Source organism: Actinomycetospora rhizophila (genome assembly GCF_042657905.1).
GTDB lineage: Bacteria > Actinomycetota > Actinomycetes > Mycobacteriales > Pseudonocardiaceae > Actinomycetospora > Actinomycetospora rhizophila.
On sequence record NZ_JBHSKG010000016.1, the window covers coordinates 39,308 to 59,229 of the forward strand.

18 protein-coding genes are annotated in these 19,922 nt (G+C 73.4%); 4 read left to right on the forward strand and 14 right to left on the reverse strand.

All coding sequences use genetic code 11. The annotated features are described in order from the left end of the window. Positions 1-26: 26 nt before the first annotated feature. The 5 genes from ACFPK1_RS24660 to ACFPK1_RS24680 form a co-directional block, all read right to left on the reverse strand. Positions 27-1,073: a 3-isopropylmalate dehydrogenase gene (locus tag ACFPK1_RS24660; protein WP_378023600.1), complete on the reverse strand. Its 1,047-nt coding sequence runs from the start codon at positions 1,071-1,073 to the stop codon at positions 27-29. Positions 1,074-1,287: 214 nt separating this feature from the next. After that, positions 1,288-2,850, reverse strand: coding sequence for a phosphoglycerate dehydrogenase (gene serA, locus ACFPK1_RS24665; RefSeq protein WP_378023702.1), 1,563 nt, complete (start codon positions 2,848-2,850; stop codon positions 1,288-1,290). Between the two features lie 254 nt (positions 2,851-3,104). Continuing rightward, positions 3,105-4,127, reverse strand: a complete 1,023-nt coding sequence (ilvC, locus tag ACFPK1_RS24670; RefSeq protein WP_378023601.1) for a ketol-acid reductoisomerase — start codon at positions 4,125-4,127, stop codon at positions 3,105-3,107. Between the two features lie 43 nt (positions 4,128-4,170). After that, entirely contained in the window at positions 4,171-4,677 is a 507-nt protein-coding gene (ilvN, locus tag ACFPK1_RS24675) for an acetolactate synthase small subunit (protein ID WP_274282451.1), read from the reverse strand. Then, positions 4,674-6,617 (reverse strand): acetolactate synthase large subunit, encoded by a 1,944-nt coding sequence (locus tag ACFPK1_RS24680; protein ID WP_378023602.1) that lies wholly within the window; start codon positions 6,615-6,617, stop codon positions 4,674-4,676. The genes ilvN and ACFPK1_RS24680 overlap by 4 nt, the downstream gene beginning before the upstream one ends. A 239-nt stretch (positions 6,618-6,856) precedes the next feature. On the opposite strand from ACFPK1_RS24680, the gene ACFPK1_RS24685 reads away from it, so the two are divergent. Together ACFPK1_RS24685 and ilvD are read left to right on the forward strand one after the other, a co-directional pair. Then, the gene (locus tag ACFPK1_RS24685) at positions 6,857-7,435 is read left to right on the forward strand and encodes a PH domain-containing protein (RefSeq protein ID WP_378023603.1); all 579 of its coding nucleotides are present in this window, start codon (positions 6,857-6,859) and stop codon (positions 7,433-7,435) included. Positions 7,436-7,480: 45 nt separating this feature from the next. Continuing rightward, a complete protein-coding gene (gene ilvD, locus ACFPK1_RS24690; protein WP_378023604.1) occupies positions 7,481-9,322 on the forward strand; it encodes a dihydroxy-acid dehydratase in 1,842 nt (613 codons plus the stop codon). On the opposite strand, the gene ACFPK1_RS24695 is transcribed toward ilvD, so the two are convergent. The 3 genes from ACFPK1_RS24695 to ACFPK1_RS24705 form a co-directional block, all read right to left on the reverse strand. Next, a complete protein-coding gene (locus ACFPK1_RS24695; protein WP_378023605.1) occupies positions 9,319-9,849 on the reverse strand; it encodes a hypothetical protein in 531 nt (176 codons plus the stop codon). The two genes, ilvD and ACFPK1_RS24695, sit on opposite strands and share 4 nt — an antisense overlap. A gap of 15 nt (positions 9,850-9,864) precedes the next feature. Further along, positions 9,865-10,047 carry a hypothetical protein gene (locus ACFPK1_RS24700; protein ID WP_378023606.1) on the reverse strand — a complete coding sequence of 61 codons (183 nt, stop codon included), beginning with the start codon at positions 10,045-10,047 and terminating at the stop codon, positions 9,865-9,867. A gap of 93 nt (positions 10,048-10,140) precedes the next feature. Then, positions 10,141-11,070, reverse strand: a complete 930-nt coding sequence (locus tag ACFPK1_RS24705; protein ID WP_378023607.1) for a 2-hydroxyacid dehydrogenase — start codon at positions 11,068-11,070, stop codon at positions 10,141-10,143. 66 nt (positions 11,071-11,136) lie between these two features. Between ACFPK1_RS24705 and ACFPK1_RS24710 the strand changes: the two genes are divergently transcribed. After that, on the forward strand, positions 11,137-12,312 hold the full coding sequence (locus ACFPK1_RS24710; RefSeq protein WP_378023608.1) for a PQQ-dependent sugar dehydrogenase: 1,176 nt from the start codon (positions 11,137-11,139) through the stop codon (positions 12,310-12,312). Between the two features lie 95 nt (positions 12,313-12,407). Here the strand turns inward: ACFPK1_RS24710 and ACFPK1_RS24715 are convergent, their stop codons facing one another. The 4 genes from ACFPK1_RS24715 to gatC form a co-directional block, all read right to left on the reverse strand. Further along, entirely contained in the window at positions 12,408-12,917 is a 510-nt protein-coding gene (locus ACFPK1_RS24715; RefSeq protein WP_378023609.1) for a hypothetical protein, read from the reverse strand. Positions 12,918-13,090: 173 nt separating this feature from the next. Then, on the reverse strand, positions 13,091-14,599 hold the full coding sequence (gatB, locus tag ACFPK1_RS24720) for an Asp-tRNA(Asn)/Glu-tRNA(Gln) amidotransferase subunit GatB (protein WP_378023610.1): 1,509 nt from the start codon (positions 14,597-14,599) through the stop codon (positions 13,091-13,093). Then, positions 14,596-16,119 (reverse strand): Asp-tRNA(Asn)/Glu-tRNA(Gln) amidotransferase subunit GatA, encoded by a 1,524-nt coding sequence (gatA, locus tag ACFPK1_RS24725; protein ID WP_378023611.1) that lies wholly within the window; start codon positions 16,117-16,119, stop codon positions 14,596-14,598. The genes gatB and gatA overlap by 4 nt, the downstream gene beginning before the upstream one ends. After that, positions 16,116-16,412 carry an Asp-tRNA(Asn)/Glu-tRNA(Gln) amidotransferase subunit GatC gene (gatC, locus tag ACFPK1_RS24730; protein ID WP_378023612.1) on the reverse strand — a complete coding sequence of 99 codons (297 nt, stop codon included), beginning with the start codon at positions 16,410-16,412 and terminating at the stop codon, positions 16,116-16,118. Before gatC ends, gatA begins: the two co-directional genes overlap by 4 nt. A 277-nt stretch (positions 16,413-16,689) precedes the next feature. Between gatC and ACFPK1_RS24735 the strand changes: the two genes are divergently transcribed. Beyond that, on the forward strand, positions 16,690-17,349 hold the full coding sequence (locus tag ACFPK1_RS24735; protein ID WP_378023613.1) for an ACT domain-containing protein: 660 nt from the start codon (positions 16,690-16,692) through the stop codon (positions 17,347-17,349). A gap of 5 nt (positions 17,350-17,354) precedes the next feature. Here ACFPK1_RS24735 and ACFPK1_RS24740 read toward each other — a convergent pair whose 3' ends face one another. Together ACFPK1_RS24740 and ACFPK1_RS24745 are read right to left on the reverse strand one after the other, a co-directional pair. Continuing rightward, positions 17,355-18,752 (reverse strand): FAD-binding oxidoreductase, encoded by a 1,398-nt coding sequence (locus ACFPK1_RS24740; RefSeq protein ID WP_378023614.1) that lies wholly within the window; start codon positions 18,750-18,752, stop codon positions 17,355-17,357. 182 nt (positions 18,753-18,934) lie between these two features. Continuing rightward, positions 18,935-19,750: a 3-keto-5-aminohexanoate cleavage protein gene (locus ACFPK1_RS24745; protein WP_378023615.1), complete on the reverse strand. Its 816-nt coding sequence runs from the start codon at positions 19,748-19,750 to the stop codon at positions 18,935-18,937. Between the last annotated feature and the right edge of the window lie 172 nt (positions 19,751-19,922).

Below are 19,922 nucleotides of genomic sequence, written 5' to 3' on the forward strand. Positions count from 1 at the left end.
TGGCTCGCACCGGGACGGTGCAACCGTCAGGCCGGGGTGCGGGTGCCCGCGGCGGAGGAGACGAGGGCCGCGAGGCGGTCGCCGACGGCGTGGGTGCCGCCCGGGTTCGCGTGGTCGCGGGTCGCGAGGTCGAACGCCACGGCCGCCTCGACGCGGCGGGCGAGCTCGGGCTCACCCAGGTGGTCGAGCAGCAGGGCCACCGACAGGATCGCCGCGGTGGGGTCGGCGATGCCCTTGCCGGCGATGTCGGGCGCGGAGCCGTGCACCGGCTCGAACATGCTCGGGTTGGCGCGCGAGACGTCGAGGTTGCCCGAGGCCGCGAGGCCGATGCCGCCGGTGACGGCCGCCGCGAGGTCGGTGAGGATGTCGCCGAACAGGTTGTCGGTGACGATCACGTCGTAGCGCGACGGGTCGGTGATCAGGTGGATCGTCGTCGAGTCGACGTGCTGGTAGTCGACCGAGACGTCCGGGTGCTCGAGCGAGACCTCCTCGACCACACGCGACCACAGCGACCCGGCGTGGGTCAGCACGTTGGTCTTGTGCACCAGCGTCAGCTTGCGCCGGGGGCGCGCGGCCGCCCGGGTGAACGCGTCGCGCACGACCCGCTCGACGCCGAACGCCGTGTTGACGCTGACCTCGGTGGCGATCTCCTGCGGCGTGTCCTTGCGCAGCAGGCCGCCGTTGCCGGCGTACGGCCCCTCGGTGCCCTCGCGGACGACGACGAGGTCGATCTCGGCGTTGCCGGCCAGCGGCCCGCGCACGCCCGGGTAGAGCCGGGCGGGGCGCAGGTTGACGTGGTGGTCGAGCTCGAAGCGCAGGCGCAGCAGCAGCCCGCGCTCGAGGATCCCGCTGGGCACCGACGGGTCGCCGACCGCCCCGAGCAGGATCGCGTCGTGCTCGCGCAGCTCCGAGAGCACCGATTCGGGCAGCAGCTCGCCCGTGGAGTGCCAGCGCGCCGCTCCGAGGTCGTACTGGGTGGTCTCCACCGACGGGGCGACCTCGTCCAGCACCTTGAGCGCCTCGCCGACGACCTCGGGACCGATGCCGTCGCCGGGCACCACCGCGAGTCGCATCCCTACCAACCTCCACGAGCGGGTCGCCCCGCGACGGGGTGACCGGGGCCGACCCGGGGAGACTACTAGGCGTATCGGTCGATCACGGAACCGGATCGCCGGATCGTGGTAACGCGGTGTCCGACGGGGTTGCAGCGCCCGGCGGGGTTTGACATCGGGGCCACTCCCCCGCCGGGCGCAACAAGATCAGCGGCTCAGGTGCACGCCGATCGGCTCAGCCGAACGAGATGAGCCGGGTCGTCCGCGCGTCGAGCGCCCGGCCGATCGGCTCGAGCACCTCGGGCGCGACCGCCTGGTCGACGCGCAGCAGCATGATCGACGAGGCGCGGTCGCGCTGCTGCGAGAGCTGCGCGGCCTCGATGTTGACGCTCGACTCGCCGAGCATGGTGCCGACGGTGCCCATCGCGCCCGGGCGGTCGGAGTACTCGAAGAGCAGCACGTGGCCCTCGGCGCGCAGGTCGAAGCTGCGGCCGTTGATCTCGACGAGCTTCTCGACCTCGTCGGCGCCGGTGAGCGTGCCGGAGACGGTGACGGCCTCGCCGTCGTCGCGCACGGCCCGCAGGGTGACCATGCTGCGGTGGTTCGGGCTCTCGGTGGCCGTCTCGACGGTGGCGGTGACCCCGCGCTCCGCGGCCAGGGCCGGGGCGTTGACGAAGGTGACCGGCTCGTCGACGACCTCGCCGAACACCCCGCGCAGCGCGGCCAGCGAGAGCACCGAGACGTCCTCGTGGGCGAGCTCGCCGCGCACCTGGACCTGCAGCTCGCTCGGCGCCCCGACCAGGTCGGAGAGCAGCGTGCCCAGCTTCTGGGTGATCCCCAGCCAGGGGCGGACCTCCTCGCCGACCGCGCCGCCGGAGACGTTCACGGCGTCCGGGACGAAGTCGCCGCGCAGGCCGGCGAGCACGGAGTGGGCGACGTCGGTGCCGGCGCGGTCCTGCGCCTCGGCGGTGGAGGCACCGAGGTGCGGCGTCACCGTCACCTGCGGGAGCTCGAAGAGCGGGCTCGAGGTGGTCGGCTCGGTGACGTAGACGTCGATGCCGGCGCCCGCGACGTGCCCGGAGCGCACGGCCTCGGCCAGCGCGTCCTCGTCGACGAGCCCGCCGCGCGCGGCGTTGACGATGATGACGCCCGGCTTGGTCTTGGCCAGCGCCTCCTTGCCGATGAGGCCCTGGGTCTCCGGCGTCTTCGGCAGGTGGATCGTCATCATGTCGGCGCGCGCGAGCAGCTCGTCGAGCTCCACGAGCTCGATGCCCAGCTGCGTGGCGCGCGCCTGCGGCAGGTAGGGGTCGTAGGCGATGACGTGCGTGCCGAACGACGCGATGCGCGCCGCGAACAGCTGACCGATCTTGCCCAGGCCGATGACGCCGACCGTCTTGCCCTGGATCTCGACACCGGAGAGCTTGCTGCGCTCCCACTTGCCGCCGCGCAGGCTCGCGTCGGCCTGCGGGATGTGGCGGGCGGTGGCCAGCAGCAGCGCGAGGGCGTGCTCGGCGGCGGAGACGATGTTCGACGTCGGCGCGTTGACGACCATGACGCCCTGGGCGGTCGCCGCGGGGACCTCGACGTTGTCGAGCCCGACACCAGCGCGGCCCACGATCTTCAACCGCTTGGCGGCGGCGAAGACCTCGGCGTCGACCTGGGTCGCGGAGCGCACGAGCAGCGCGTCGGCGTCGGCGACGGCCTCGAGCAGCGCGGGACGGTCGGTGCCGTCGACGGTCCGGATCTCGACCTCGTCGCCGAACACCTCCAGCGTCGACGGCGCGAGCTTCTCGGCCATCAGGACGACGGGCAAGCTGGCGGCGGTGGTCACGTGTGATCGCTCCCGAGGGGTCGGCGGTCGGTCCACGCCGACGAGCCCTGCACCTACCGATGTCTCACACGCCGACGTGCTCGCGGGGGATCGTCCCGCACTCACGGCGACCTTACCGACCCGTCGTGAACCGATTCACAGGCCGGGCACGCCGGAGCGAACGGGGACTTCGCGCGCGTAGAAGCAGCGAGATACCCGTTCGCTCCGGCACTGACGGCGACTCAGCTGGTCGGGCGCGCCATCCACGGCATGAGGCCACGGAGCTTGGCGCCGACCTGCTCGATCTGGTGGGCCTTGCCCTCGTCCTCGAGCTTCTGGAAGTTCGGGCGGCCGTTGTCGTCCTCGGCGACCCACTCGCGGGCGAAGGTGCCGTCCTGGATCTCGCCCAGGATCTTGCGCATCTCCTCCTTGACCGCGTTGTTGACGATGCGCGGGCCGCGGGTGAGGTCGCCGTACTCGGCGGTGTCGCTGATCGAGTAGCGCTGGCCCCAGATGCCGTTCTCGTACATGAGGTCCACGATCAGCTTGAGCTCGTGGAGGCACTCGAAGTAGGCGATCTCGGGCTGATAGCCGGCCTCGACCAGGGTCTCGAACCCGGCCTGGACCAGCGCCGAGGTGCCGCCGCAGAGCACGGCCTGCTCGCCGAAGAGGTCGGTCTCGGTCTCCTCGGTGAACGTCGTCTTGATGACGCCGGCGCGGGCGCCGCCGATGGCCGCGGCGTAGGAGAGCGCGAGCGCCTGGGCGCCGCCGGTCGCGTCCTGCTCGACCGCGATGAGGCACGGCACGCCCTTGCCGTCGACGAACTGGCGACGCACGAGGTGGCCCGGGCCCTTGGGCGCGACCATGGCGACGTCGACGTCCTTGGGCGGCTGGATCAGGTCGTAGCGGATGTTGAAGCCGTGCCCGAAGAAGATCGCGTTGCCCGACTCGAGGTTCGGCGCGATGTCGTCGGCGTAGATCGTGCGCTGCTTCGTGTCCGGCGCCAGGATCATGATCACGTCGGCCTCGGCGGAGGCCTCGGCCGGCGTGACGACGCGCAGCCCCTCCTCCTGGGCGCCGGCGCGGCTCTTCGAGCTCTCCGGCAGGCCGACCCGCACGTCGACGCCCGAGTCGCGCAGGGAGAGCGCGTGGGCGTGGCCCTGGCTGCCGTAGCCGATGACGGCGACCTTGCGCCCCTGGATGATCGAGAGGTCGGCGTCGTCGTCGTAGAAGACCTCGGCGTTGCCGGTGGTCGGGGCACTCATGATGCGGGACTACTTCCTTCCGGGGGCGGTACGGGAGACGAATCTAGCGGTGGTGCGCGGCGATCGAGCGCGGCCCACGGGCCAGCGCGACCATGCCGGACTGCACGATCTCGCGGAGCCCGTAGGGCTCCAGCATGCGACGCAGCGCGTTGAGCTTGTCCTCGGTGCCGGTGGCCTCGACGGTGACCGCCTCGGGCGACACGTCGACGACCTTGGCGCGGAACATCTGCGTCACCTCGAGCACCTGCGACCGCACGCTCGCGTCGGCCCGGATCTTCATCATCACGAGCTCGCGCTGGACCGACGTCGCCGGCTCCAGCTCCACGATCTTGATGACGTGGACGAGCTTGTTGAGCTGCTTGGTGACCTGCTCGAGGGGGAAGTCGTCGACCGTCACGCAGATGGTCATGCGCGAGATCCCCTCCTCCTCGGTGGGGCCCACGGCCAGCGACTGGATGTTGTAGCCGCGCCGGGAGAACAGTCCCGAGATGCGCGCGAGCACACCGGGCTTGTCCTCGACGAGCACCGAGAGGGTGTGGGTGGTGGTCATGCGGGCACCTCGTCCGCTCCGCCCGCTTCCGGGTCGTCGAACAGCGGGCGGATGTCGCGCGCCGCCATGATCTGGTCGTTGCCGGTGCCGGCGGCGACCATCGGCCAGACCTGCGCGTCGGCGCCGACGGTGAAGTCGATGACGACGGGGCGGTCGTCGATGGCCATGGCCTGCGCGATGACGCGGTCGACGTCGTCCTTCGACTCGCAGCGCAGCCCCTCGCAGCCGAGCGCCTGGGCGAGCAGCACGAAGTCGGGCACGCGGTGCTTGTGCGTGCCGAGCTCGGTGTTCGAGTAGCGCTCCTCGTAGAACAGGGTCTGCCACTGGCGGACCATGCCGAGGTTGCCGTTGTTGATGACCGCCACCTTGATCGGGATGCCCTCGATCGCGCAGGTCGCGAGCTCCTGGTTGGTCATCTGGAAGCAGCCGTCGCCGTCGATGCACCACACCGTGGTGTCGGGCATGCCGACCTTCGCGCCCATCGCGGCGGGCACGCCGTAGCCCATCGTCCCGGCGCCGCCGGAGTTGAGCCAGGTGCGCGGCTTCTCGTAGCGGATGAACTGCGCGGCCCACATCTGGTGCTGGCCCACGCCCGCCGAGTAGATCGCGTCCGGGCCCGCGATGGCCCCGATCCGCTCGATGACGTACTCGGGCGACAGCGTCCCGTCGGCCGGGTCGTCGTACCCGAGCGGGAACGTCTGGCGCCACCGCTCGAGCTGGTCCCACCAGGGCAGGAGCCGCTCGGCGCGGGCGTCGCGGCCGCCGTCGGCGGCGTTGCGCAGCGCCGCGGTCAGCTCCGTGATGACCTCGCGGGCGTCGCCCACGATCGGCACGTCCGCGACGCGGTTCTTGCCGATCTCCGCGGGGTCGACGTCGGCGTGCACGACCTTCGCCTCGGGGGCGAACGTCGACAGGTCGCCGGTGACGCGGTCGTCGAAGCGCGTGCCGAGGGCGATCAGCAGGTCGGCCTTCTGCATCGCGGCGACGGCGGCGACCGTCCCGTGCATGCCCGGCATCCCCAGGTTCTGGCGGTGGCCGTCGGGGAAGGCGCCGCGGGCCATGAGGGTGGTGACCACGGGCGCGCCGGTCTCGTCGGCGAGGTCGAGGAGCTCGGTGGAGGCCTCGGCCTTGATCACACCGCCGCCGACGTAGAGGACGGGACGGCGCGCCTCGCCGATCAGGCGGGCGGCCTCCCGGATCTGCTTGCTGTGCGGCCGGGTGGTCGGCCGGTAGCCGGGCAGCCGGGTCTCGACCGGCCAGCTGAACGTGGTCTGGGCCTGCAGCACGTCCTTGGGTAGGTCGACCAGGACCGGACCCGGACGGCCGCTGGCCGCGATGTGGAACGCCTCCGCGATCGCGCGCGGGATGTCCGCCGGGTCGGTGACCAGCATGTTGTGCTTGGTGATCGGCATCGTGATGCCGCAGATGTCGGCTTCCTGGAACGCGTCCGTGCCGATGAGCTTGCGGCCGACCTGGCCGGTGATCGCCACGATCGGCACCGAGTCGAGCATCGCGTCCGCGAGCGGGGTGACGAGGTTCGTCGCCCCCGGGCCCGAGGTCGCGATGCAGACCCCGACCCGGCCGGTGGCCTGGGCGTAGCCGGTGGCCGCGTGGCCCGCGCCCTGCTCGTGGCGCACGAGGACGTGCCGCACGAGACGGGAATCGAAGAGCGGGTCGTACGCCGGGAGGATCGCCCCGCCCGGGATGCCGAAGACGACGTCACAGCCGACGGCCTCGAGCGAGCGCACCAGCGACTGGGCGCCGGTGGCCGGGGACGGGTCGACGTGCGTGGGACGGGTCGCGTCCTGCTGCACGGGAGCCTGCAGGTGGGTGTCCTGCTGCTCGGAGGGCGCACCGGTCCGCGGGGACGGGCGCCGGGTCTCGGCGCCGTTCGCGGCCGGACCCGTGGTGCCGGGGGGCGCCGGTCTGGCTGTGGTCATCGGGTGGTCCACCTCGGTGGGTCGATCCGGATACGGAACTGGGGCCGAACATGAAAAAGCCCCCACCGCCTCGAGGCGGGGAGGGCAGGCGCGTCAGCAGGTTCTCGCGGCGGGCGGCACGGCCCGTCAGGCGCTGACGCGCCCCGGGACTACGAGAATTCGCCGCTGGATCACGGCGACGAGAGTAGGTGGCCCGTCTGGACGGCGTCAAACCGGGGTGGCTGGCAGCATCGTGAGGTGTGACGAGCGAGCAGGCGACCGAGAGCGCGACGACGGGGTCGGCGGGGTCGGCGAGGCCGGCGACGTTCCGGCCGGTGCCGCTGGTGGCGCTGGTCGCCGTGGGGTTCGTCGTCATCGGCCTGTCCCCCATCGCGTTCCAGGGCGGCGCGTGGTTCCTGCTGTTCCTCCTCCCGCTGGTCCCGGCCTGGTGGCTGCTGCGCACGCGCACGGTCGTCGACGGGTCGGCGCTGCGGGTGCTGTCGATCCTCGGCGCGACCCGGGTGGCGTGGGACGACCTGGCGACGCTGCGGGTCGCCGAGCGGGGCTGGGTGCGCGCGGTGCGCAGCGACGGGGGTGAGGTGCCGCTGGTGGGCGTGCGGCCCCGCGACCTCGGCCGCGTCGCGGAGGCCAGCGAGGGGCGGATCGACATGCCGACCCCCGACGAGGTCGCCGCGGCGCGCGAGCACCAGCGCGAGCTCGAGGCCACCCGGATGCGGATCGCGCGGCTGCGCGAGCGGCAGACGGAGGAGACGGGCGCCGAGGGTGCCGAGGAGCCGGGTACCGAGGCGACCAGCGAGGACGGCGAGAGCCGGGCGTAACCTCGCCGGTGGTCCACCACTGATCACCTTCCTGCGAGGTCACCCGTGCCGCCGCTGCGCTCACGCGTCACCACCCAGGGCCGCAACGCCGCCGGGGCTCGCGCCCTCTGGCGCGCCACCGGCCTCACCGACTCCGACTTCGGCAAGCCGCTCGTCGCGATCGCCAACTCCTACACGCAGTTCGTGCCCGGGCACGTGCACCTCAAGGAGCTGGGCGAGCTCGTCGCGGGCGCCGTGCGCGAGGCCGGCGGGATCGCGCGGGAGTTCCACACGATCGCCGTCGACGACGGCATCGCGATGGGCCACGGCGGGATGCTGCACTCGCTGCCGTCGCGCGAGGTGATCGCCGACGCCGTCGAGCACATGGTCCAGGGCCACGCCGTCGACGCGCTGGTGTGCATCTCGAACTGCGACAAGATCACCCCGGGCATGCTCAACGCCGCGCTGCGGCTGAACGTCCCGACGGTGTTCGTGTCCGGCGGGCCGATGGAGGCCGGCAAGGCCGTCGTCGTCGACGGCGTCGCGCAGGCGCCCACCGACCTCATCACCGCGATCTCCGCGTCGGCGTCGACGCAGGTCAGCGACGACGGGCTCACCGAGGTCGAGCGCTCCGCGTGCCCGACCTGCGGGTCGTGCTCGGGCATGTTCACCGCGAACTCGATGAACTGCCTCACCGAGGCCCTCGGGCTCTCGCTGCCCGGCAACGGCTCGACGCTCGCCACGCACGCCGCGCGCAAGCAGCTCTTCCTCGACGCCGGGCGCACCGTCGTCGACCTCGCCCGCCGGTACTACGAGCAGGACGACGACTCCGTGCTGCCGCGCCACGTCGCGAGCAAGCACGCCTTCGAGAACGCGATGGCGCTCGACGTCGCCATGGGCGGCTCGACCAACACGGTCCTGCACATCCTCGCCGCCGCGCACGAGGCCGACCTGGGCTTCACGCTCGCCGACATCGACGCGGTCAGCCGGCGGGTCCCGTGCGTGTCGAAGGTCGCGCCGAACTCCAGCCACCACATGGAGGACGTGCACCGCGCCGGCGGCATCCCGGCGATCCTCGGCGAGCTCGACCGCGCCGGGCTGCTGCACCGCGACGTGCACGCGGTCCACGCGCCGTCGCTCGCCGACTGGCTCGGGACCTGGGACATCCGCGGCGGCTCGCCGTCCGACGAGGCCGTCGAGCTCTTCCACGCCGCGCCCGGCGGGGTGCGCACGGTCGAGCCGTTCTCGACGACCAACCGCTGGTCCTCGCTCGACACCGACGGCACGGACGGCGTCATCCACGACGTCGAGCACGCGTTCTCGGCCGACGGCGGGCTCGCGGTGCTCACCGGCAACCTCTCCCCCGACGGCGCCGTCATCAAGAGCGCCGGCCTGCCCGAGGACGGGCGGCACTTCCGCGGACCCGCCCGCGTGGTGGAGTCCCAGGAGGAGGCCGTCTCGATCATCCTCGGCAAGCAGGTCCAGCCCGGCGACGTGATCGTCGTGCGCTACGAGGGACCGGCCGGCGGCCCGGGGATGCAGGAGATGCTGCACCCCACCGCGTTCCTCAAGGGCGCGGGCCTCGGCGCGGTGTGCGCGCTGGTCACCGACGGCCGGTTCTCGGGCGGCTCGAGCGGCATCTCGGTCGGGCACGTCTCCCCCGAGGCCGCCGCGGGCGGGGCGATCGGGCTGGTCCAGGACGGCGACGAGATCCTCCTCGACGTCGACCGCCGCCGCATCGAGCTGCTCGTCGACGACGACGTGCTCGCCGAGCGCCGCGCCAAGATGGACGCCTCCGAGCGCCCGTGGCAGCCCGCCGTCGAGCGGAACCGGCAGCTCACCAGCGCCCTGCGCGCCTACGCGAAGCTCGTCACCTCCGGGGCGACGGGCGCGGTGCGCTCGGTCTAGATCCGCAGCGCGCGCACGGCGCGGGGGGTCGTCCCGCCGAGCATGACGACCCCCGCGCCGACGCCGGCGACGAACGCCGCGACCGGCGCCGACGCCGGGCCGCCCACGACGCCGACCACGCCCCCGACCAGGGCGATCAGCGTGAGGACGGCGCCCAGCACGCCGAACGGGCGCGCGCCGACGAGCCACCAGCGGGCGAGCGCGAGGAAGTGCACGCCGACGACGAGCACCACCCACGGCACGGAGAGCTGGGGCGCGATCCGGCCGAGCACCGCCGTCCCGCCGAACAGCGCCACCACCTCGACCGCGAGGATCACCCGGTAGGAGCGGGTCAGGGGGAACATCCCGCTGCTGCCCGCGGCGCGGCGGCGACGGACGAACGCGGCGACGACGGTCGCGGCGCACGCCAGCGCCAGCACCGCGGCGACCGTGTGCCCCACCGCCCCGAGCAGGCCGGCGTTGAGGACCACGAAGAGCGTCCCGAAGAACGCCCCGACCAGGTCGCCGACGTCGATCGGGCGGGTCACGCGCCGGACGCTACGTCAGCGCGGCGCGTCCCGCCGGGACGCGGCGCGCAGGGCGTCGGCGATCCGGCGGCACTCGTCGCGCGTGAGCACCGCAGTGTGCCGGCCCATCGCCATCACGGCGAACGGGTCGCCGTCCTCGACCTGCACGGACACGATCTCCTCGCCGGCACCCGTGCTGACGGTCGTCCAGGCTGTCATCGCCCACTCCACTCTCGACGTCGTCCACGTCAGGGGTGCGTGGGCGCTGCACCCTTTCTACATACTTGCGTGTTGTCTGGCAAGTTAGTCGTCTCAGTACCCGTTGATGACGAGGTTCGGCGGGTCCTCGCCGCGCGCGACGGCCGCGAGCTGGTCGTGCACGACGCGGTAGGCGCGGTCGAGGTGGCCGGGGACGCTGCCGCCGACGTGCGGGGTGATGAGCAGGTTGGGCGCCGACCACAGCGGGTGGTCAGCGGGCAGCGGCTCGGGGTCGACGACGTCGATCGCCGCGCGCAGGCGCTCCGCGCGCAGCTCGGCGAGCAGGGCGTCGGTGTCCACCACCGGGCCCCGCGCGGCGTTGACCAGCAGCGCGCCGTCGGGCATCGCGGCGAGGAACGCGGCGTCCACGAGCCCGCGCGTCTCGTCGGTCAGCGGGACGAGGAGCACGACGACGTCGTGGTCGCCCAGGAGGTCGGGCAGCTCGGAGGTGGCGTGCACCCCGTCGCGGGCGCGGCGCCCGACGCGCGTGATCGCGGCGACGTCGAAGGTCTCGAGGCGGCGGGCGGTCTGCTCGGCGAGGTCGCCCGCGCCGACGAGCAGCACGCGCTTCCCGGTGAGCGTGTCGGTGATGTGCTGGTCCCAGCGGGCCTCGTCCTGGGCCCGCACGAACGGGGGGATCTCCCGCAGGACGGCGAGGGTCGTGGCGAGCACCCACTCGGCGGTGACGCCGCCGTGCGCGCCCTGGCAGTCCGAGAGCTGCACGCCCTCGGGCAGGCGGCCCACCCACATCTCCGCGCCGGCCGAGAGCAGCTGCACCAGGCGCAGCGCCGGGCAGCGTTCCACCAGCTTCAGCGCGTCGGTCGTGGCGAGGAAGCCGGGGATGAGCACGGCGGCGCGCTGCGCGGCCTCGGGCAGCTCCTCGGCCTGCTCGTCGTAGCGGACGAGCTCGAGCCCGTCGATGTCGGCGAGCGCGGCCTCGCCCTCGGCGTGCGGGACGAGGACGGTCACGGGTTCGGTGCTCACGGTTCGCGGACGGTAGTCCACCCGTCTCACGGCCGGCAGAGACGGCGGCGCCTAGGGTGTCCATCCGTGATCGGTCCGCGGCGCTGCGTCTCCCGGCGGGCGGCGGTCCTGCTGGCCGTGCTGGCCGCGCTGCTGGCCGGCTGCGCGCAGTTCCCCGACGCCGGGCAGCAGCCGTGGCGCGAGCGCCCGGACCTCGGCGCCGAGCGCGCCCCGCAGCCGCAGCTGCCCGAGACCGGCGAGCCCACGCCGGCGCCGAACTCCGGCCCGCCCTCGACGCCCCCGCCGTGCGTCGACCCGGACCCGCAGGTGGTCGCCACCTGCCTCGCCCCGCTGTCGGCCGTCGTCACGCTGCCCGGCGGGGCGGCCGCGCTGGTCGCGGAACGCACCACCGGGCGGATCCTGCGCGTGGCGCCCGACGAGGAGCCGGAGACGGTGGCGACGGTGCCGGTGACCGCGACCGGCGACGGCGGGCTCACCAGCATCGCGCTCTCCCCCAGCTACGCCGAGGACCAGCTCGTGTACGCCTACGCCACCACCGGCGGCGGCAACGCGGTCATGCGCGTCGCGCCCGGCGACGTCCCCAAGACCGTGCTCGGCGGCATCCCGAGCGGGCCGTCGGGCAACAGCGGCGCGGTCGGCGTCGAGCCCGACGGCACGCTGCTCGTGGCCACCGGGGACGGCGGCGACCGGGCCGCGGCGACCTCCCCCACCTCGCTGGCGGGCAAGCTCCTGCGCATCGACCCGTTCGGCCGGCCCGCGCCCGGCACGCCGGACCCGTCCTCGCCGATCGTGGGCAGCGGGCTGCACGCGCCGGGCGACGTGTGCGCCGACCCCGCCACCGGCGTCAGCTGGGTGACCGACCAGGCGGGACCGCGCGACGTCCTGCTCGCCGTGCGGCCCGGGGAGGCGCCGGGCGCGAACGCGGCGACCTCACCCGCGTGGACGTGGCCCGACCGCCCGGGCGTCGCGGGGTGCGCGGCGCTGCCGGGCACGCTCGTCGTCGGCCTGGAGGGCTCGAGCGCGATGTTCGTGCTGCGCCCCACGCCGCAGGGCTCGTTCGTCGGGACCCCGCAGGCCGTGCTCGCGGGCACGTACGGGCGCATCACCGGCACGGACGTCGCCTCCGACGGGCTCATCTGGTTCACGACGGCCAACAAGGGCGGCGGCGGGCCCGTGACGCCGACCGACGACCGCGTCGTGCGCATCCGGCCCCCGTCGGGCGGGGCGAGCGGGGCCGACTAGCTCCGGACGCACCACGGCCCCGCTCCCCCGCGTCGGAGTGCGGGGCAACGGGGCCGTGGGCTCGCCCGGTCTGGGGAGCGGACCAGGCGAGGAGGTCAGTCGTCGTCGCTGTCGCTGCCGCCGAACGACAGGACGCTCGAGCCCTGCGAGGCCGCCTCGTCGAGCTTCAGCGCGCCGGCGCCGGTGGCGTCGTGGATCTTGCCCGAGGCCTCGGAGACGGCGCCGGAGATCTCCTGCTCGGTGTCGGTGGCCTGGCTGCCGACCGGGACGCCGTGGGCGTTGGCGGCCGTCTGCACGTCGGAGGTGACCGCCGAGGTGATGCGGCTGACGTCGTGCTGGCCCGCCGACACGTGGCCGCCGACGAACTCCTCGGCACCCTTGAACGTGGTGGGCGCGTCGGTCTCGGGGAGCTCCGCGAGGCCCTCGGCGTTGCTCTGCGCGACGTCCTGCAGCGTGGACGACGTGTTGTCGAAGTTCGCGGGCTCGTCGGCGAACGCGAACGAGGCGGTGCCGCCCGTCAGCGCGAGCGCAGCGGCAGCGGTGAGCGCGCCGCGGCCGGCGACCTTGCCGACCGTGCTGGTCTGCCGGGCACTGTGTGCACCCATTCGGGACCCTCCAGTACTTCGTGTGGCGTCGGGGGATACGACCGAGCGAGGGCACGCTGTGACGCCCGGTCAAGAAGCCGCTACACGCTGCTCCCTGAATCACCCAACGGAGGGATCCCGTCCGGGTTACGGCTAGATCACGAAAAACATGATCCAGATCTTCGCTGCGGCACCTAGCGGCAGCGCTCCAGCACCAGTTCCTGCACGCGGGCGGCGTCCGCCTGGCCGCGGGTGGCCTTCATCACGGCGCCGACGATCGCGCCCGCGGCCTTGGTCTTGCCGGCGCGGATCTTCTCGGCGATGTCGGGCTGGGCGGCGAGCGCCTCGTCGACCGCGGTCGTCAGCGCGCTCTCGTCGCTGACCACCGCGAGCCCCCGCCCGGCCACGACCTCGTCGGGCTCGCCCTCGCCGGCCAGCACCCCGTCGACGACCTGGCGCGCCAGCTTGTTGGTCAGCGTGCCCTCGGCCACCAGCGCCACCACGCGCGCGACCTGCGCGGGCGTGATCGCGAGTTCCGGGAGCGTGACCCCGGCGGTGTTGGCCTGCTGCGCGAGGTAGGACACCCACCAGGAGCGGGCCGCCTCGGGCGGCGCGCCGGCGTCGACGGTGTCGGCGACCAGGTCGAGCGCCTCGGCGTTGACCAGGTCGCGCAGCTCCTCGTCGGACAGGCCCCACTCGGTCTGGATGCGCGCCCGGCGCTCCCACGGCCGCTCGGGCAGGCCGGCGCGCAGCGTCTCCACCCACGCGCGCGACGGCTCCAGCGGCGGGAGGTCGGGCTCGGGGAAGAAGCGGTAGTCGGCGAAGGTCTCCTTCGGCCGGCCCGCCGACGTCGTCCCGGACTGCTCGTCGAAGTGCCGGGTCTCCTGGGTGACGGTGCCCCCCGAGAGCAGGACGCCGGCGTGGCGGCCCATCTCGTAGCGCACCGCGCGCTCCACCGAGCGCAGCGAGTTGACGTTCTTCGTCTCGGTGCGGGTGCCGAACTCGCTCGTGCCCTTCGGCTTGAGCGACACGTTGGCGTCGCAGCGCATCGAGCCCTGGTCCATGCGCACGTCGGAGACGCCGAGCCCGCGCAGGACGTCACGCAGCGCCGTCACGTAGGCCCGCGCGACCTCGGGCGCGCGCACCCCGGCCCCGACGATCGGCCTGGTGACGATCTCGATGAGCGGCACGCCGGCGCGGTTGTAGTCGAGCAGCGAGTGGTCCGCGCCGTGGATGCGCCCGGTGGCCCCGCCGATGTGCAGGGACTTGCCGGTGTCCTCCTCCATGTGCGCGCGCTCGATCTCCACGCGCCACGTGGTGCCGTCGTCGAGCGGCACGTCGAGGTACCCGTCGAAGACGATCGGGTCCTCGTACTGGGAGATCTGGAAGTTCTTCGGCATGTCCGGGTAGAAGTAGTTCTTCCGGGCGAAGCCGGAGCGCTCCCGCACCTGGCAGTTCAGCGCCAGCCCGATCTTGACGGCGGACTCGACGGCGGTGCCGTTGAGCCGCGGCAGCGCGCCGGGCAGGCCGAGGCAGACCGGGCAGATGTTCGTGTTGGGCTCGGCGCCGAACGCGTTGGCGCAGCCGCAGAACATCTTGGTCGCGGTGTTGAGCTCCACGTGCACCTCGAGCCCCATCACGGGGTCGAAGCGCTCGCAGACCTCCTCGACGGTGTACGGGGCGGCGTCGATCGTGGCCGTCATCGCGAGGTCTCCAGGGCACGCAGTTCGGGGATGCGGGGGCCGGCGCCCGGGCCGCGGGCGACCTCGTAGGCGGCGGCCACCCGGTAGGCACGGTCGTCGGCGAGCGCCGGGGCCATGATCTGCAGGCCGACGGGCAGCCCGTCGTCCGCGGACAGGCCGCACGGCACCGAGAGCGCGGCGTTGCCGGCCAGGTTCGACGGGATCGTGCAGAGGTCGGCGAGGTACATCGCCAGCGGGTCGTCGGCGCGCTCGCCGATCGGGAACGCCGTGGTGGGCGTCGTCGGCGAGATCAGCACGTCGCACGTCTCGAACGCGGCGGTGAAGTCGCGGACGATCAGCGTGCGGGCCTTCTGGGCCTTGCCGTAGAGCGCGTCGTACGACCCCGCGGAGAGGGCGTGCGTCCCGATCATGATGCGGCGCTTGACCTCGGCGCCAAAGCCCGCCTCGCGTGTCAGCGACATGACCTCGTCGGCCGCGTGCTCGCCGTCGTCGCCGACCCGCAGGCCGTAGCGCATGGCGTCGAAGCGCGCGAGGTTGCTCGAGGCCTCGCTCGGCGCGATGAGGTAGTACGCCGGCAGCGCGTAGCCGAACGACGGGCACGAGACCTCGACGACCTCGGCGCCCAGCTCGCCCAGCACCCGGACGGCGTCGGTGAACGCCCCGAGCACGCCGGGCTGGTAGCCCTCGCCGGAGAACTCGGTGACGACGCCGACGCGCACCCCGGACAGGTCGCCGCGGGCCCCGGCCTGCGCGGCCTCGACCACGGGCGGCAGCGGCGCGCTGACCGAGGTCTGGTCGTTCTTGTCCTGCCCGCCGATGACCTCGTGCAGCAGGGCGGCGTCGAGCACCGAGCGCGCGCAGGGCCCGATCTGGTCGAGCGACGACGAGAACGCGATGAGCCCGTAGCGCGAGACCGTGCCGTAGGTCGGCTTGACGCCGACGGTGCCGGTGACCGCGCCGGGCTGGCGGATCGAGCCGCCGGTGTCCGAGCCGAGCGCGAGCGGGGTCTCGCCGGCGGCGACCGCCGACGACGACCCGCCGCCGGAGCCGCCGGGGATGCGCGTGAGGTCCCACGGGTTGCGGCTGGGCCCGAACGCCGAGTTCTCCGTCGAGCTGCCCATGGCGAACTCGTCGAGGTTCGTCTTGCCCAGCGGCACCAGGCCCGCGGCGCGCAGCCGGGCCACGACCGTCGCGTCGTACGGCGGCCGCCAGCCCTCGAGGATGCGCGAGGCGGCGGTGGTGGGCATGTCGGTGGTGGTCAGGTTGTCCTTGAGCGCGATCGGCACCCCGGCCAGCGGGGACGCGGGCGTGCCGTCGGCGATGGCGCGGTCGGCGGCCTCGGCCGCGGCGAGCGCGCCGTCGGCGTCGAGGTGCAGGAACGCGTGCACGCCGCTCTCGGCCGGGCCGTCGACGGCCTCGATGCGCTCGAGGTGCGCCCGGGTGACGTCGACCGACGACACCTCGCGGGCGTGGATGCGCCGCGCGAGCTCCGCGGCGTCGAGCGAGATCAGCTCGTTCACAGTTCCTCCCCGAGGATCCGCGGCACGCGGAAGCGCCCCTCTTCGGCGGCCGGGGCCTCGGCCAGCGCGACGTCGCGGCGCAGGGACGGCTCGTGCACGTCGGGTCGCAGCACGTTGGTCTGCGGCACGACCTGAGCGGTCGGGGGGACGTCGTCGGGGATCTCGCCGACCCGGGAGACCGTGTCGACGATCGCGTCGATCTGTCCCGAGAACATGTCCAGCTCGGCGTCGGAGACGGCGAGCCGGGCCAGGCGGGCGAGGTGGGCGACGTCGTCGCGGGTGATGTCGGACATGTCCCTCCGGGGTCGTGCACAGTCCTCGGGACCAGGCGCGTCACTGCGACTCCCGAGTGCGAACACCCAGTCTAGGACCGGCGCCGACGAGGTTTCCGGCGGTCGTGCCTGATCAATCCTCGCCCGGACAGGGGTGCTCCTGCGAAGATGCGCCGGTCCCGTCGGCGGGTCCACGACGGGCGCCCGGCGTGGCGCCGCCCGGCGGCGAGCGGGTCGAACCCACGGCCCCGCCGCGAGAGCACGCCGTGCCGTCGGGAGTCCCGAGTCGAGGAGGGCCGTGACCTACCTGCTGCGCGTGGTGCTGCCGGATCGTCCGGGCACGCTCGGGGCGCTCGCGTCCGCCCTCGGGGCCGAGGGGGCGGACATCCTCTCCGTCGACGTCGTCGAGCGCGGGGGCGGATCGGCGGTGGACGACCTCGTCGTCGACATGCCCAGCTCCCGGCTCCCCGACGTGCTCATCACCGCCGCGGAGGCCGTCGACGGCGTCGTGGTCGAGTCGGTGCGCCCGTTCGCCGGCGCCCTGGACACCACCCGCGAGCTGGAGCTCGTCGAGGCCATCACCGCCCACCCCGAGGAGGGGCTGACGCGGCTCGCCGAGGGCGTCCCGCGCCTGTTCCGCTCGGCCTGGGCGCTGATCACCGAGACCACCGGCGAGGGCCGGCGCGTGCGCCGCGTCGCCTCGAGCGCGGCGGCCCCGGAGACCGAGGCCGCCGAGCTCCCCTGGCTGCCGCTGAGCAAGGCGACGGTGCTCGACCCGGACGCGGGCCAGACGGTGCCCGACGCCTGGACCGCCCTCGACACCGAGCTCGCCGCCGCGCCCCTGGGCCGTCCGGAGCGCGCCGTCGTCGTCGGCCGGCCCGGTGGACCGGCCTTCCGGCCCTCCGAGCTCGCCCGCCTGTCGCACCTCGCCGGGATCGTCGCGACGATCACCGGCTGACCACGTCAGGACGCCGGGAGGATGTTCGCGTTGCGGTGGAACACGTTCTCCGGGTCGTAGGCGGCCTTGATCTGCTGCAGCCGCCCGAACTTGGCGCCGTAGGACGCCGGCAGGCGGTGGACGTCGTCGGGCATCAGCTCGTTGACGTAGGCGCCCTTCCCCAGCGCATGGGGTGCGATCGCGTCGAAGAAGCCGCGGACCCAGGCGCGCTCCCCGGCGAGGACCGCCGCGTCCGACGCCAGTCCGACGAGGAACACACCGAGCCGCGGGGTGCGCCCGCCGCTGAACGCCGTCGCGTCGTCCGTCATGTCGCAGTACCCACCACTCAGCACGTAGAAGTGCACCGATGACCTCCCCGAGGCCGTCTCGGCGGTCCGCGAGACGATCACGTCGATGGCGTCGTCGGTGAAGTTCTCGAGATACAGGGCTTTGACGTAGACGTAGGAACCCCACGCGAACGCCTCGTCGAACATCTGCTGCAGTGCCGTGTACGGCATCGGCGTGACCAACTCGAACAACGGCGGGGGCAGCGCGCCGCGAACCCGGTCGACGACGGCCCGGTGGCCCATTTCGGCGCCGAACCCCACGACGACCAGTGCGAAGCCGAGCTTTCCATGGTGCTCCGGGGGCACGAACGGTTCCGGCGGCGCGTTCAGGGCGACCACCTGGAAGGTGACGTCGGGCGGCAGATCGGTGATGACGTCGCGGGCGACGCGCAGGGCGGCCGCCGCGTCGTCCATCGCGTAGAACAGCAGGCCGAGCTCGATCTGGGGTCCCACCTCGTGCAGGGCGAGCTCGAACGACGTGACCACCCCGAAGTTGCCGCCGCCGCCACGGATCGCCCAGAACAGGTCGGGGTTCTCGTCCGGCGCCGCGCGCAGGATCCGTCCGTCCGCGGTGACGATCTGTGCCGCGACGACGTTGTCGCAGGTCAGTCCGTGCACGCGTGTCAGCCAGCCCATCCCGCCACCGGTCGCGATGCCGCCGAGCCCGGTGTGGCCGATCTCCCCCATCGGCACCGCGAGCCCGTGGGCCTGGGTCGCCGCGTCGACGTCGCGCAACAACGCCCCGCCGCCGGCCACCGCGCGGCGGGCGACGGGGTCGACCACGACGTCGTTGATGCGACCGAGGTCGATGACGATCCCGGCGTCGCCGACGCCCATCCCGGCTCCGGAATGGGCACCGCCGCTGCGCACCGAGATCTCCAGTGAGGACTCTCGAGCGAACGTGACCGCGCGGGCGACGTCCTCGGCGCTCTCGCAGTAGGCGATGACGGCCGGTCTCCGGTCGATCTCGCCGTTCCACACTTCGCGGGCCTCGTCGTACCCCGGGTCGTCCGGGGTGACGACGGTGCCCGCGAGCGCCGTCCGCAGATCGTCGAATCGGGAAATGACCTGTGTCATGATCGTGCTCCGCTCGCGCCGACAGGAGCACACCAGGGTAGGGCGACCGTGCGTATTCGCGCGCTGCTCTGAAAGAGTCGCGGTGAGGTGCAATCGATAGATTGAAGAGCTATTCGGTGACACCACGTGAGAGATCGCACGCAATTCGCGTCACGAACAGCGCACTGTGAGCGGGCGGACCCTCAGCGTCGGTGCTCGGCGCGCGACCCGGGCCAGAACCCCGAGGACCGCAGGCCGCCCCGGACCCCGTTGCGGCGCCGCTCGTAGCGCCCGCCGACGTCGTGGCCCAGCGCGTAGCGCACGAGCTCCTCGTTGCCGGTCGCGAGCCAGGTGCCGTCGGGGCCCTTGAGGGTGTCCTCGAAGCCGATGCGGGTGTCGAGGTTGTTGCGCTTGGCGTACTCGAGCACGGGCCAGGCGCCCGCCTCCTCGCCGTGCAGCAGCACCGGCGCGGGTACCGGCCCGAGGGCCTTGAGGATGCGCACGGCCTCGGCGACCGCGGTGTCCGGGTCGGTGACGGTGACCTCGGCGAGCACCCGCACGGTGCCGCGCGGCAGGCCGGCCTGCTTGAGCTGCACGGCGTCGCCGGTGGTCCACACGCCGAGCTCGACGCCGATGTCGACCGCGTCGAGCGCCGCGCACACGCGCTGCCAGCCCCGCTCGTGGACGTTGACCGACGCCACGTCGGGGCGGGCGTGCTTGGGCAGGCGCCCCCACTGCCCGATGATCTCGGTGCGCTTCAGGGGGTCCGGCTCGACCCAGCGGGCCGTCGTGACGCCGATCTCCATCTCCGGGGCCTCGCGCCGGATCGCGTCGACGACCGTGCCGATCACGCGCGGGTCGAGGCTCTCCTGACCGTCCCGGTCGCGGGGGTGCACGTGGAGGCTCTCGACACCCAGGAGGGCCACGGCACGGGCGTCGCGGGCGAGGTGGCGCGGGCTCATCGGCACCGCCGGGTACACGTCGGCGGGTCGGGCACCGTTGGGGCAGCACTGCAGCACCGCGGTGTCCTCCCCTCTCGCGCGACCCTCAGCCGGCTCCGGACCGGGGGTACCCAGCTTCGACGCTGCCGACGGCGAGGGCAACGCCGAGCCGACGGCGTCGGGAAACCCGCCGCGATGCCACCCGGACGGACGCAGGCGTCGTCACCCGACGGTGTGAGTCTGCCTGACG